The sequence below is a fragment of the Chloroflexus sp. genome (assembly GCF_034432675.1).
In the GTDB taxonomy this organism is placed as follows: domain Bacteria; phylum Chloroflexota; class Chloroflexia; order Chloroflexales; family Chloroflexaceae; genus Chloroflexus.
The window spans coordinates 1-13,655 of the sequence record NZ_DAOUBI010000070.1 but is presented as its reverse complement, the minus strand read 5'-3'; the positions used below and the strand labels follow the sequence as shown (position 1 = coordinate 13,655).

Here is a 13,655-nt window from a genome sequence, read left to right as displayed (position 1 = left end):
ACCTCCACCTGATCGCAAGCACGGCTGGCGCGGCAGCATGGCTGCCGCACGCCAAACTGTGCGACACGTGCATGACGAGCGGGTACGGCAATCCATCCAGCACGTGCTGGCATGGCTGGAGCGCCACACTGCCATTGGGCCAGTCGTCCACAACAGCACCCATGGCGATCATATCCGCTGATACACCAGTGGTTGACATCAGTTGTGGGTAATGCATAGCGTGCAGCGGGAGATAGGAGACCAGAGCCGCGTGCCGGGGCGTCCTAATGCGGCAGAAGTTGCGTGAGCTTATATATTCTGTCCGCCCCTAAACCGCTGAGGGGAAGAGGCGAAGGTGTTCCTCCGCCCCCAGCGAGGGCGGGCCTGGGGTGGGGGTGTTCCCCCGCCGTCAAATCCGCTCACGAGCACGATGTAGTCGGATAGTACGGGTTAGCAGGGTTGCACCAAGCAACAAAACTCCCAGGAACGGAATACCGGCGCTGGTGTTGGGCAGCGGTGCCTGCCCGCCACTTGCGCCTCCTGCCGCCGGCGGTATTGCGGTCGGCGTGGTTGTCGTAACCGGCGGCATACCACCACCTAGCGCGATACCGGGTGTCGTGGTTGCCGTTGCCATAGCTGGTGCAGAGGTTGCGGTTGTGCCAGCCGTCGGCGAAACTACCGTCGCGGTGAGTGTGGCCGGTGCGCGGCTTGCGGTTGCAGTTGCCGTTGCTATCTGTTGTCCACCAACCACCAGCACCGTACTAATGTTCGAAAAGACCGGTCGGCTGAGGTCGCGTTGGTTGGCCTGCGCCTGTACGACCAGGAGGGTACCGGCAGCCACATCTGAGCGAATGCGGGTAGTGATGGTCACCTCAACCCGTTCACCGGGTGCTAAGTCTGGCGCAAGGTATGTTACCGTCTGACCATTGATCGTCGGATCGGCGCCCCGGCTCGCGTTTGCGCCCAGCACCTGGAGATTCGAGGGCATGACGCTGCGCAGGCTCACGGCACTCACCGTCTGCGCCGGGTGGGTGTTACCGAGCACAATGGTAAACACAATGTCTTGCCCGGCGTAAGCGCTTCCCCAATCGCTGGCGAGCCGTAGGAGCAGATCGCTCTCAGCGAAAGCAGCCAGCGCCGGCGGCTCGGTTGGTGTTGGTGAAGCAGCCGGGGTTGGCGTGTTCGTCGGCGGTACCGGCGGACGTGGCCGTGGTGTCGCCGTTGGCCGTGGCGCAACTGTTGCTACCGGTACCGGTGGTGGTGGCTCGGTGGGTAAAACTACCGGCGGCGGTGGCTCAGTTGGTGTCGGCGGTGATGTTGGCGCCGGTGGTGGTTCGGTCGGACGCGGCGGTGGCGGTGGTGATGTCGGACGCGGCGGTGATGTTGGCTGAGCGACCGGCGTGTTTGTTGCAGTCGGGGTTGGTATCGCCGGGACAGATGTTAGCGTCACCGATGTAGCAGTTGGGGTGTTGGTAGTAGTAGCCGTCACTATCGGCGTGTCAGTGGGTACAATGGTGGGAACAGGCTGCCCGCTAACGGTGACATTCACCACATTAGAAACTCCGACCTGCAAACTACCCTGTTCCAACACGGCCTGATTAGGAATGATTAACCCTTCAGTTGCCGATGCACGTACCCGCACCTGCAACGTCACCGACGCCGGGTTGAATCGACTTACCGTCAGGGTGCAGAGTACGGTCTGACCGGCAAAACAGGTACCCCCGAACGCAGACACCTCTATAAGTTCCAGATTGGGATCCAGCACATCGCGCAGCGTGAGCGTAATTGGGGTATCACTTTGCGTCGTGACCGCTAAACTGTAGCTGAACGATTGCCCGATATTGACAGTGCTCAATGAAGCAAATTTGTTGACACGGGTCGTACCCGGTGTCGGTGAGGGGGTAAGTGTTGAGAGTGGCGTATTGGTCGGTGTCGGCGTGTCGCCGATCTGGGTGCTGGTCGGTGTCGGCGTATCGCCGATCTGGGTGCTGGTCGGTGTCGGCGTGTCGCCGATCTGGGTGCTGGTCGGTGTCGGCGTGTCGCCGATCTGGGTGCTGGTCGGTGTCGGTGTATCAGTCGGCACTGGTGAACCCGGTGAAGCCGTCAAGGTTGGCGTATTCGTTGCCAGTGGAGTAAATGTCGGTGGTCGTTGTTCGAGGCTGACCGGCGTTTCGGTCGCAGCCATGAGTTCCTGAGCAGGCACAACCGGTGGCCTGATCCAGTTCAGCCCTTCCAGTGTGAGCGGCACCACGATCATCAACACACTCACCGTAATCGCCATGATCTCCCAGATTGTCCACGGCGCCGGTGCGCGTCCACGACCGGGAGGGAGGCTGGTTGCAGGTGACGGCTTTGGTGGCATACGATCTCCTCAATCTCAACTGAGTGGACGCGAATCGACTAGATCGGCAATGACGACCAGGCGCTGCGTGTCCCAGTTGGTACAGGTTATCAGGGTCAAAACAGGGGTCGGTGTCGGATCCATCACTTCAACCTGGGTCGGCCAGACGTTACGCATCTCGCGCACTCGATAGCGGTACACCCAACCGCCCGCCTCCAGCAATATCTCATCACCGGCACGCAGTGCCGGCAGATCACGAAACACTGCGCCACGCAAGCCTGCATGCCCGGCCAGCACGGTATTGCCCGTCGTCCCCGGTAGTGCCGTACCGTGATGATACCCGGCGGCATATTCAGCGACCTGCCATGCTCCATCAACGACAAAAACCTCGTACACCGGCGTGTCGAGCTGGATGCTGGGAATACGCAGTCGCTGCGGTCGCGGATCGGTCTTCGGTAGCGGTTTGACACTGGTCTGCGGGGCAAGGTAATCAGCCGGCTCAACCGCCAGACCAGGGTCGGTGAAGGGTAGGGCCGGCAGGTGCGGTGCGGCTGCCGGCGGTGCCACCGGGGCTGGTGGTGGCATGATCACCTCTGCCGGCCGGCTCTCACCCCGCCAGGCTCGCCACCAGTCGCGGCCATAGCCGTCGATGAACCAGTAGGCAAAGACGATCATCATCGTGGCAAAGAGCAAGATTTCGGCGATGAGCAATGCGCGATCCACCCAGTTGCGCAACAGGAAGCCGCGTAAGGCTTCTTCGCGATACGCATCTATCGAACGCAGGCGCAGTGGACGAAACGGATCGCGCCGGGCAGGGAGATCGTTCAAGAGCAAATGTTGCAGCAGATCACTATCACCGGTACGCTGTATCGGTGAGGTTGACGACCGTTGACTGGCAGATCGGCGCTGCAAAAGAGTGGTCATTGCTTTCCTGTCTCTGAAGCCAGTACCGGCAAGTCGATTGGAAGCATTATACACGACGATAGGATCATCTGCAATAGTCTGACCGATAGAATGAGCGATTCTCTACGATCAATCGTCGTCAAGTGTAAAAGAAAGTGTTTACGCCAACGCCGTACAGAGGCGTTCGACCCCCAACGCAAAGCGTTCAGGTTCGCAGAGTGCGGACAGCATGAGATGGCAACCCGGCACGTCGCCGTAGAAGTAGCCGGGATGGACAAAGACTCCTTGGTCGAGCAGGAAGAGCACCAGCGCCTCTTCGTCTTCCCACCCGTCAATGGCCGGGAAGAGATAGTAGCCGCCGGCAGGCGGTCGGGCACGGATGCGCGGATGATCGGCAAACCGTTGCAGCGCCAGTGTCAGGTTTGCCCGTACCCGTTCGACCATCACCTGTACGAACGGTTCGCCCTGAGCGAACAGGGTTGGCAAGAGATATTGACTCAGCGCATTCGCCCCCAGTAGGGTATCGTTTAACAGTTCCAGCCGCGCGGCAAACTGACGAGCCGGCTGGTTGAGTGCGATCCAACCCAATTTCAGGTCGGGTAGGGCAAAGAGTTTCGAGATGCCGTTAAGGGTGAAAACCGGTAGATCTGGATGGAGCGCCGCCAGGGGTGGCGTGGTCGGTGCAGCATAGGTAAACGGTGCAAAGACCTCGTCACAAATAACTGGAATACCCAGGAGATCGAGCGTCGCGATTGGCGCATCGATGATGGTACCGGTTGGATTGTGGGGCGACACAATCAAAATCGCCCGTGTTCGCTCATCGGCCAGCCGACGAAGCGAACGGGCGTTGATCCGCCAGTTTCGTTCTTCATCAAGCTGGTAGGAACGCAATTCGAGGTTGCGCAGAGCAGCGAGGTACTCGAACAGTGGATAGGTGACATTCGGCACCAGCAGGTTGTCGCCGGGGTCGGCCAGCAATGCGAAGAGCAGGCTGTAGGCTTCGCTGGTGCTGGCCGTGAGAAAGACATCGTCGGGCGTCAGGATCAGGGGCGGCGAGCGACGGGCGTAGTACGTTACGATAGCCGTGCGCGCTGCCAGATCACCCCGTGGATCGGGATGGTAGCGGCGGGTTGACCAGTAGGGCGTGGCTGCATTCGCCAGGATGTCGGCAGGGAAGATCAATCCCTGCGTCGTCGGGTTGCTGCTGGTCAAATCGATCAGATCGCTACGCGCCATCCGCACGCGCCGTGCCAGTTCGAGCCGAGTCGGGGTCAGATCGAGTTGTGAGAAGACACCAGCCATCGCCTATCGACCATTCAGTGACGTTGTTAGATGACGCCAGAAGTCATCTCGTTCCCCAGGAATAAACGGTATGTAGAGGGCGACTCGATCAAGCAGCCCTTCGTAGCGTTCCTTGAGGGCCGCCGGCAGATCGGCAGGATCGGCTTCGACGGCAAAGGTTGCTACCATGGCATCATCGATCAGACCGGTCATCTCGGCCCAGCGCTGTTGGGCTGCCAGACGCGATAATTCTTCACCCACCGCATCCCATCCATGACAGGATAAAACGGCCCGGTAGGTTGGGGTTGAAGCGTAGAAGGCAATCTGCTGCCGTACCATTGCCCGCATCCGCTCGCGTTCGGTCTTGTCGTTCCCGGTGATGACGAGTGCGCTGCCGGCTATCGCACAGGCTGAGGGATCGCGACCGGCAGCCGTCGCGCCGGCGGCGATTTGCGGCCGCAACACCTCGCGCAGGTAGCGGGCACTGGTGAGGGGATGGGCGTGAAAGCCATCGCACACCTCACCGGCCAGATGCGCCAGCCCGGTATTTACACCGGCGATATAGATCGGGATGTCGGGATGGGCGATAGGGCCAGGGCTGAAGAACGGCGTCATGAGTGTGTGCTGGTAGTACTGGCCACGGTAATCGAGCTTCCCCCCAGTCTGCCAGCAGTGCCAGATGGCGCTTAGCGCACCGATATAATCGCGCAGCCGCCCGACGGGCGAATCCCATACGCTACTGAAGCGACGTTCGATATGGGCTTTAACCTGGGTGCCCAGGCCGAGAATAAAGCGCCCACCACTGAACCCGGCCAGGTCCCACGCAATCTGCGCCGTGACCATTGGGCTACGCGGGAATGCGATTGCCACTGCCGTGCCAATGGTTAGCTGTTGCGTATGCTCGGCAGCGATGGTCAGAGCCAGAAACGGATTGTGCGCTGTTTCTGGTGCCCAGAGTGCGGCAAAACCGAGTGCTTCCGCAGCTTTTGCGACCTCCGCAGCACCGGGCAGTGGATTGGCATCAACCTGAAAGGCAGCATCGAGGAGGAGCATGGCTTTTTCCATTCATTCTCTTGCAAAGCGATCACAACTCTGTTAAGAAAGTGTCTTATCACATCAGGGACGCAAACGGTGCAGGAGTGCCGTCAACCGATCATAGTCATCTTTCAGCAACCGGGCAAGTTCACGACCGACCCGCACCAGATAGGCCGGGCCATCACGTCGGGCCAGAGCAATCGCCCGTACCGCCGCTGTCAGCAACTCGTCGGCGGGTAGGCCAGGTGCCAGCAACACAGTTCGCAAGAAGTCCAGATGCTCACCAAACGCCGCTAATTCCTCGTTCGGACAAGGATACACCGAGTAGTGGACGGGTGGCGGCTGTGGTGGCAAGCGCTGGATCAAGCCCCCATGCAGGGTATAGCCAACGATCAACGCCGTAAATTCGGTTTGCAACACGACACTAAGATCGGGATGGGCGCGATAAATCTCGTCGTCGTACAGATAACGTCCGGTGTACGTTCGCCCACGCACGATTGCCCGCCCACCCGGCTCGCGACTGCCGGTATGAATGTCGTAGATCAAACCGTAGACGTGTAATCCCTGCTCGGTCGTGGTTGCCCGTACCAGTGATCCAAACGGTGGCGAGGCGAGGAGTTCATACGTCGCAGCCACGAAGTGGATGGTTGACGACTCGATGACCTCGCCGATCCGACCATTCTGTGCTCCCGATTGCATAGGTTATCCCTGAATAAACTGCTTACGCTCACGCTTTGCCGAAAAACCGGTTGGTACCTCAGCCTGGCGCAAAACCCCGGCTACCATCTGCTCGAAGACCCGCCGCTCGGCACTGCGAATGACGGCCTGTTCGTGGGCACGTTGCAATACAACCGGATAGCCCTGACCGCGCATTGCCTGATCGTACACCAGAGCATGCACCTGTGCAACCATATCTGGTTGGCCGGCAACCCACGCCGGTATTTCGATCCGCGCCAGCTCGCGCCCAATCCGCAGGAAGAAGAAATGTATTTGATGATCGCGATACCCTTCGATGCTGATCCGACTCCACGAGCGAAAGATCGGGCTGCGCTCACCTTCTTGCAATCTGGTGGCAAAGAGATCGGCATCAATTAAATCCTGGCAGATCATGCACGATGGCGTCTTGCCTTGGTTTGCATCACTACACTGTGCGCAATGTGCCCCGCGCTGCTCGGACACATTCACATCCGGGCAGAACATCAGACGCATCAATCCCATCACCTCCGGCGAGCGGGTGCGACTGATATACGATGCTACCGGGATACAGATCTTCCGCATCCGCTCCAGGTAATCAAGGTACTGAGCTAAAAAATGATCACGGACGAACTCGTCGGCATTTGCTAGTGGCCAACGGATTAATGTGCCGTCCTGGAGCGCCAGCCGGGGAATGGTTGTATCGTGGAGGTACGTTGCCGCAAACCGGCCTAATGCCACGCCCTCTTCGACATCACGACGCACGCTTAACACAGCCCCCTCTACCGGGATACGACGAGTATCCTCGTGAAGGTACAGGTCGTCCTCGCTGAAGTAGAGCCGTGGTGATGACTCCAGGTACGCTTCCGGGTGCGCACCGTAGCGCAGGTAGACCTGGCCGATGTTGATCAGGTAGCAACTGACCTCGCCGTGCCGATCCACATCAATATGCGAGCCGTCAGTGGCCACGACCGCATAATCGGTGGGAAGGGTCGCTATCCGACCGATGGTATCGAGCGGTTCAACCGGTTCGGCCAGCAACCAGTGCGCCGAGGTTGCACTGAGACGCACAGCATCCGCCCAACGCTGCTTATTCTCCACCTCGTTGAGATAGCGTGTGACAATCTTTGCAATCCGATCCTCTCGTTGTGCAACCGAACGGGCGGCATTTTGCCCCATTGCCCGCAATTGTTCACTCAGCGCAGCCAGATTGAGTGTCATCGCTCTCCTCTGCTCACCTGTTCGTGTCGTTCAGCATAGACGATATGACACAGCCTGTCAACCCCGTTCCGCCCCGCTCAGGATGTGCCTGCACGTGCAGGAGCAACATTCAGTGCCAGTCGTGCTCTGCTCCCTGGCACAGGGCGAAGGTTTGCCCCGGCGCACCCTACGGCTGATGCTACTTACGGATCGTGATCAATGCCATCTCAGACCACCACCTTCCGGTCAATGGTATGATGGATCAACACATTGTTGCGGTTACCGGCTGGTTCCGGGCAAGCACAGGGCAGGAAAAGCAGGATATGCAGATTACAACTTATCAGGAAGCTCTCGATTACATCTACAGTTTCATCGATCCTACTCGTCAGGGGTCACCCGATCCGGCGATTGCGGCGCGATCGCTGGCCCGGCTCAGGGCATTACTGGGCATTGCCGGGAATCCACATCAACAACTGGCGGCGGTTGTCGTTGCCGGTACCAAAGGGAAGGGGAGTACCTGCGCCTTGATTGAAGCTATGGCTCGCGCCGCCGGTTTACGGGTGGGTTTGTGGACATCGCCCCACCTTAGCTCGTATCGCGAACGCATCCAGATTGATCGCGAACTGATCTCTCAGGCGACGCTGATTCAGCTTGTGCGGGATGTGCAACCGATTGTTGACGCCCTTGACACCGCTACCTACGGTCGGCCTAGTACGTTTGACATTGGGTTTGTGATGGCGATGCATCATTTTGTAGCAGCTCACGTCGATCTGGCGGTCGTTGAGGTCGGTCTGGGGGGACGTTTCGATGCTGCGGCGACTATCACTCCGCTCGTCGCGGTGATCTCGTCGATCAGCTACGACCACATGGCGATTCTGGGGCCAACGCTGCACGACATTGCCTACAACAAAGCGGGTATTATGCGGCCAGGCCGACCGGCGATTACCGTACCACAACACCCGGAAGCAGCCGCTGTCTTCGCCGCCGAAGCCCAGACGGTCGGTGCCCCGCTCTGGCTGGCCGCTGAACACGCGGTTGAACCGTGGCTGGCGTCTGGTCAACCGCTCACCTATCCGGCCCCACCGCAACCGGGGCGCTTGCGCGGTGGCTTCCAGCGCGAAAATGCTCGTCTGGCAATGGGGACTGCCCTGCTGTTGCGTGATCAGGGAGTGCCGATTGATGACCAGGCCATCCGGCGTGGTCTCGCCGAAGCCTGTTGGCCGGGACGTTTCGAGTTGATTGCCGGCCCGCCTCGCATCCTTATCGACGGCGCCCACAACGGCGACTCGGCGCAGAAATTGTGGCAAGCCATTAGCGACGAGCTACCGCATCGGCAGTTTATTCTCGTGCTCGGCACCTCACGCGATAAAGACATTGCGGCTATCGCCGCTGCCCTGGCGCCGCAGGCAGCCCACGTGATTATCACCCGCTCGAACCACCCCAAAGCGATGGATCTCGACCGGGTTGCCGCCGAGGTTGCCCCCTTCACCAACGCACCAATTCAGATTGTGCCGGTCGTGGCTGAAGCGCTGGCGACTGCACAGGCGCTGGCGGGACATGATGATCTGATCTGTGTCACCGGCTCGCTGTTCGTCGTCGGCGCAGCCCGTGAAGCCCTGGGCCTGGCGGTCGCAGACTGAGGGTAAGCGGTTGGTATCGGCGGGTTGTTCAGCGGTGACGCAGCAGCGCTACGACGAAGCACTGGTATACGAGCGCAGACCGACCCGCCAGAAAGCGCGTGACGCCAGCAAGAGGATACCGGCGATAATCGGTGCCAGTAACAGATAGAAGGGAGCGAGTAAGCCGATTAAGGCTGCCGCCGGAAAGGTGGTCAAAAAGGCAATCGGAATCACGAAGGTCAGCACCAGACGCAACCACTGGCTGTACGCTGTCACCGGAAAACGACCGGTTTCATAGATCGCAGTGAGCAGCTCGGTGACATTCTCGACCTGTACCAGCCAGAAGGCGGTGGTGACCAGCAACATCCAGATCGCATACGCGATCACCATACCGCAGGCCAGCAAGAAGAGAAAGGCAAGGAGCTGGAATGGCGTCGGCCAGATTTGACCAAGCCAGAGACCGTAGATAATCAGACCGAACCCGACCAGAAAATCAGGCAATACCATCAGATTGATCTGGCGCAGGGACGCCATAAACTGACTGTCAACCGGCTTCACCAGCACAAAATCCAGCGTTCCCTTTTGAATATGTTCAACGATCCGGGTGATGTTGGGCCGCATGATCCCGTCAATCAAACCCTCAAAAATGCGGAACATGCCGACCACCAGCAGCGCCTGGGGCAGCGTCCAGCCACCGAGGGTACCGGTGAATTGAAAAAAGACCAGCGTGCCCAACACACCCCACAACAACCAGAGCACACTTTGGAAGAGCGAGGTCAAAAAGTTGACCCGATACTCTAGCGCGATTTGTAAACTGTTATGCACAAAGAGAACAAACAGGCGGAGATAGCGCAGCATAACCGGCCAGATTATCTAATCGGTACACATCACGATAACGCAGAACACACATCAATCGTCGAACCACATCCTACAATTGACGTGCATTCTGCTTCATTACCCAGAGCGGGTACAGACCGTTTTTCCACTCACAACGAGCTACGGGCAAAGCGGGCAAACTGGGGAGCGAGCGCCGGAGGTAAGCGCCCAACGATATGGGCACCATCACCCTCAAATTCCTCCACCTCAATAACGCCGCGCTGCCGCCAGAGCGCAACCAGATCGTTCCGCTGGTAGGGAATATAGGCATCAACCCGCACCATACGCTGGGCCAGCATCGCCACAATGCGCTCACCCAACGTTTGCAGCCCACACCCTCGTTGGGCCGAAACAGCGACAATATCGGTTGGCAAACCCATCTCAGCCGCAATCTGCCCGACATCCTCCGCCGTCGCCCCTTCGAGCAAGTCAATCTTATTGAGCACGGTCAAAACCGGCTTGTGATCCACCCCCAACTCCCGCAGCGTCTGCTCAACCGTTTGGGCGTGTTCCTGGGCATTGAGATGCGTGACATCAACCACGTGCAGCAGGAGATCCGCCTCCTCGATCTCCTCCAGCGTAGCCCGAAACGCAGCCACAAGCTGCGGCGGGAGCTTCTGGATGAAACCGACCGTATCGGTCATCAACGCCACAATATTGCCGGGCAACAGCACCTGGCGGGTTGTGGGGTCTAGCGTGGCGAACAGCTTATCCTCTGCCAGCACATCAGCCCCGGTCATTGCGTTGAGCAGCGTACTCTTGCCGGCGTTGGTATAGCCAACAAGGGCAATCACCGGAATACCGGTTTGCCGCCGGCGCTGGCGGTACAATTCCCGGTGGCGGTGAACATCAGCCAACTGATCTTTCAACCACGCAATCCGCCGCTCGATCAACCGGCGGTCAATTTCAAGCTGCGTCTCACCAGGGCCACGAAGACCAACCACACCACCTGCTGCCGTACCACCGGTACCGGCCTGACGTTCAAGGTGCGTCCACTGACGACGCAGACGCGGCAGCAGATACTGGTACTGCGCCAGTTCAACCTGAAGCCGCCCTTCGTGGGTACGCGCATGGCGGGCAAAGATATCCAGAATCAACCCCGTGCGATCAATGACCTGGGTCTGAAGCTCTTCTTCGAGGTTACGGGTCTGCGCCGGACTGAGTTCATCATCGAACACGATCAAGTCGGCCTGCGTCTGCTCGCGCAACGCAGCCACCTCTTTGACCTTACCGGGGCCGATGAAAAACTTTGGTTGTGGTTCGGGTAGGCGTTGGAAAATACGACCGACCACCTCTAGCTCTGCCGTCTGAGCGAGCAACGCCAGCTCATCGAGCGAGTCTTCGACCGGCCAGGGACTGCGCATGCTGGCAATTTCAGCCCCTACCAGCAATGCTCGCCGGCGTGGTACAGCCGTTGGGTATAAGCGTTTTCCGTCGTGGGTGCGCAACTCGTTAATAGCTGTCTCCTTTGACTAAATATGACGATATAACTGTTACCTGGATTATAGCACTGTTTGGTTTGCATCTTCAAGACCTGCGGTCAGCATTTCTCCCCCGGCGGCAGCCGATCCACACCTGGCCCTGGTGCAACAATCTCAATATAGCATTCGCCAAACCCGACGTAAACCTTCTACGGACGGATTTTACGCATAATGATCGGAGCCGACCCCATCCAGGCTCCCATAGAGCAACTCGCTATAGCATGTGCGTACATAGCCAGCGCTGCCCGTCCATATGGAGAGGGTGGAAGCCGTGTTGGCGCCAGTTCAGGGGCGGATAGAATGTTTGATCTAATAATTTCCTTAACCAATGTCCACGTTTCAGTCAGTTAAGCCGGCACCTTCAGCTCACCGGCAACACACGCCAGCGCGGTGCAGTTGTTGGGCATAAGCATGTTCCATCATTGGTTCGCCACTTGTCAGCAGGTATCTCCTTTGAGCTGATACCAGCCCCCTCATAGTGCTTCGATCTGCGCCAGAATGGTCGCGGCCTGAGCCATAATCGCCTGGCGCTCCGCTTCGGTGATCCGGCGCAGGCCGAGCACTGCCGGCCCCAGCCGTGGATTGGCACGGAGTGTGGCTTCATGCATAATCAAAAAATGCCAGTACAGCGTATTGAATGGGCAGGCGCGTGGCCCGGTACGCGCTTTGCGGTCGTAAAAACATCCCCGACAGTAGTCACTCATCTTGTCAATATACGCTGCACTGGCAATGTAAGGCTTGGTCGCAGTTCGTCCGCCATCGGCATTCAAGCCCATGCCGATAACGTTAGGCGTGACAACCCACTCATACGCATCAATGTAGCATTCGAGAAACCAGGCATTTACCTCCTGGGGACGAATTCCGGCCAGCAGCGCAAAGTTGCACAGCACCATCAGCCGCTCGATATGATGGCAATAACCGCTGCGTAATACCTTCTTAATTACGCAGCTTAAACAGTGCATCCGTGTTTCGCCATTCCAGTACCAGCCCGGCAACGGTCGTTCTGCCTGCCATGCATTAGCCAACAACAAATCGGGCATCAATTCCCAGTAACGGTAGTAGATGTATTCGCGCCAGCCGATAATCTGCCGTACAAAACCTTCGACCGACGCCAGCGGAGCTTTGCCCGCGTGATACGCCTCTACAGCGGCAGTTGCTGTCTCCAGCGGATCGAGCAGGCCAATGTTGAGCAGCGGCGAGAGCTGGGAGTGGAAGAGCAGGTCGTGATCGGCACTCATCGCATCTTCAAACGGGCCAAAGTCGGCCAGCCGATGCGCGATAAAATCGTCAAGCGCAAGTAGTGCCTGCGCTCGTGTGACCGGCAGATCAAAATCATCCGCTGAACCGATGGCATTCGGACAACTGTGCGCCAGATCGGCAATCACCTGCTGCGTGATCGCATCTGCCGGAAAACGTACCGGTGCTGGAACCGGACGACCATCGTAGCGCCGCCGGTTTTCGTGATCGAGATTCCAGACACCGCCGGTCGGTTCGCCATCCGGCTCGATCAACAGCCCGGTCTGTCGGCGCATTGCCCGGTAGAATGGCTCCATCAGTGCTGGTGAACGGGTCGGTGGGTGGCGTTCCACCAGGAAGAGGGTATTGGGCAGCATGGTGACGGGAATGCCCAGCTCGTGTTCCAGGCGTTGTTGAAACTGACGGGTATCGTACTCGGCGGCAGCCATGCAGATCAGATGGCGCACCCCGAAGGTCGCAGCATGATCGCGCAACCCGCTGAGAAAATCCGGCGCAGAGCGCAGATCAACCTCATAACCGGCGGCGCGTAACTCGCCGGCATAATGACGCATTGCACTGATAATGAGCACAAGTTTGCGGCGGTGATACGGTCGCTGATTGAGACGGGCCAGCGCCTCGATCATCACGACCCGCCTTCCGGCTACCAGACCGGGATGGTGGGGGCTGAGTTGATCACCGAGTATCCAGACCGATTCGTGCGCAAGAGTCATGGTGCGTTATTCCAGGGCATAACGGATACGTGCTATGATTCATCATAACATCAATTCAGCCCAAAGGTCATCGCTGCATCGTAATATTGTATGGCACGCACCAGGCCGCACTCTCGCTTTCGCCGCATCCCGTGTATGGTACTGGGTGAAAGGGTCGATGCAACGTCCGTAGGGGCGGGTTGAGAACCCGCGCTGGAGTTTGGCTTTTTCGTGGACGCAGGAGGGATAACGAGAGTCGGGAGCAGATGCTGGTGACTCTCGGTTGCGTGCTGGTGGATGG

Annotated in this window: 11 protein-coding genes; 2 read left to right on the top strand and 9 right to left on the bottom strand. The window is 58.7% G+C overall.

From position 1 onward, the window contains the following. The coding region (locus tag VAE55_RS05505; protein ID WP_322814799.1) for a hypothetical protein at window positions 1–181 on the top strand (181 nt) is incomplete at its 5' end. Window positions 182–388: 207 nt separating this feature from the next. Here VAE55_RS05505 and VAE55_RS05500 read toward each other — a convergent pair. From VAE55_RS05500 to VAE55_RS05475, 6 genes are all read right to left on the bottom strand, one after another. Then, entirely contained in the window at window positions 389–2,341 is a 1,953-nt protein-coding gene (locus tag VAE55_RS05500) for a hypothetical protein (protein WP_322814798.1), read from the bottom strand. Window positions 2,342–2,356: 15 nt separating this feature from the next. Next, complete coding sequence (locus VAE55_RS05495) at window positions 2,357–3,244, bottom strand: sortase (protein ID WP_322814797.1); 888 nt, start codon at window positions 3,242–3,244, stop codon at window positions 2,357–2,359. A 138-nt stretch (window positions 3,245–3,382) separates the two neighbouring features. Next, entirely contained in the window at window positions 3,383–4,525 is a 1,143-nt protein-coding gene (locus VAE55_RS05490; RefSeq protein WP_322814796.1) for a pyridoxal phosphate-dependent aminotransferase, read from the bottom strand. A gap of 3 nt (window positions 4,526–4,528) precedes the next feature. Beyond that, complete coding sequence (locus tag VAE55_RS05485; RefSeq protein WP_322814795.1) at window positions 4,529–5,569, bottom strand: LLM class F420-dependent oxidoreductase; 1,041 nt, start codon at window positions 5,567–5,569, stop codon at window positions 4,529–4,531. A gap of 51 nt (window positions 5,570–5,620) precedes the next feature. Beyond that, window positions 5,621–6,238 (bottom strand): HAS-barrel domain-containing protein, encoded by a 618-nt coding sequence (locus tag VAE55_RS05480; RefSeq protein WP_322814794.1) that lies wholly within the window; start codon window positions 6,236–6,238, stop codon window positions 5,621–5,623. A gap of 3 nt (window positions 6,239–6,241) precedes the next feature. Continuing rightward, complete coding sequence (locus VAE55_RS05475; protein ID WP_322814793.1) at window positions 6,242–7,453, bottom strand: DNA double-strand break repair nuclease NurA; 1,212 nt, start codon at window positions 7,451–7,453, stop codon at window positions 6,242–6,244. A 302-nt stretch (window positions 7,454–7,755) separates the two neighbouring features. Between VAE55_RS05475 and VAE55_RS05470 the strand changes: the two genes are divergently transcribed. Beyond that, on the top strand, window positions 7,756–9,072 hold the full coding sequence (locus VAE55_RS05470; protein ID WP_322814792.1) for a folylpolyglutamate synthase/dihydrofolate synthase family protein: 1,317 nt from the start codon (window positions 7,756–7,758) through the stop codon (window positions 9,070–9,072). Window positions 9,073–9,120: 48 nt separating this feature from the next. On the opposite strand, the gene VAE55_RS05465 is transcribed toward VAE55_RS05470, so the two are convergent. The 3 genes from VAE55_RS05465 to VAE55_RS05455 form a co-directional block, all read right to left on the bottom strand. Continuing rightward, on the bottom strand, window positions 9,121–9,909 hold the full coding sequence (locus tag VAE55_RS05465) for an ABC transporter permease (protein ID WP_322814791.1): 789 nt from the start codon (window positions 9,907–9,909) through the stop codon (window positions 9,121–9,123). Window positions 9,910–10,037: 128 nt separating this feature from the next. Further along, a complete protein-coding gene (gene hflX, locus VAE55_RS05460; RefSeq protein WP_322814790.1) occupies window positions 10,038–11,375 on the bottom strand; it encodes a GTPase HflX in 1,338 nt (445 codons plus the stop codon). Between the two features lie 506 nt (window positions 11,376–11,881). Continuing rightward, window positions 11,882–13,375: a cryptochrome/photolyase family protein gene (locus VAE55_RS05455; protein WP_322814789.1), complete on the bottom strand. Its 1,494-nt coding sequence runs from the start codon at window positions 13,373–13,375 to the stop codon at window positions 11,882–11,884. Window positions 13,376–13,655: the final 280 nt, after the last annotated feature.

Excerpts from the sequence above, each read along its gene's own strand:
- VAE55_RS05500 (WP_322814798.1), bottom strand. The coding sequence starts at position 2,341 with ATGCCACCAAAGCCGTCACCTGCAACCAGCCTCCCTCCCGGTCGTGGA.
- VAE55_RS05495 (WP_322814797.1), bottom strand. The coding sequence starts at position 3,244 with ATGACCACTCTTTTGCAGCGCCGATCTGCCAGTCAACGGTCGTCAACC.
- VAE55_RS05490 (WP_322814796.1), bottom strand. The coding sequence starts at position 4,525 with ATGGCTGGTGTCTTCTCACAACTCGATCTGACCCCGACTCGGCTCGAA.
- VAE55_RS05485 (WP_322814795.1), bottom strand. The coding sequence starts at position 5,569 with ATGGAAAAAGCCATGCTCCTCCTCGATGCTGCCTTTCAGGTTGATGCC.
- VAE55_RS05480 (WP_322814794.1), bottom strand. The coding sequence starts at position 6,238 with ATGCAATCGGGAGCACAGAATGGTCGGATCGGCGAGGTCATCGAGTCG.
- VAE55_RS05475 (WP_322814793.1), bottom strand. The coding sequence starts at position 7,453 with ATGACACTCAATCTGGCTGCGCTGAGTGAACAATTGCGGGCAATGGGG.
- VAE55_RS05470 (WP_322814792.1), top strand. The coding sequence starts at position 7,756 with ATGCAGATTACAACTTATCAGGAAGCTCTCGATTACATCTACAGTTTC.
- VAE55_RS05465 (WP_322814791.1), bottom strand. The coding sequence starts at position 9,909 with ATGCTGCGCTATCTCCGCCTGTTTGTTCTCTTTGTGCATAACAGTTTA.
- VAE55_RS05455 (WP_322814789.1), bottom strand. The coding sequence starts at position 13,375 with ATGACTCTTGCGCACGAATCGGTCTGGATACTCGGTGATCAACTCAGC.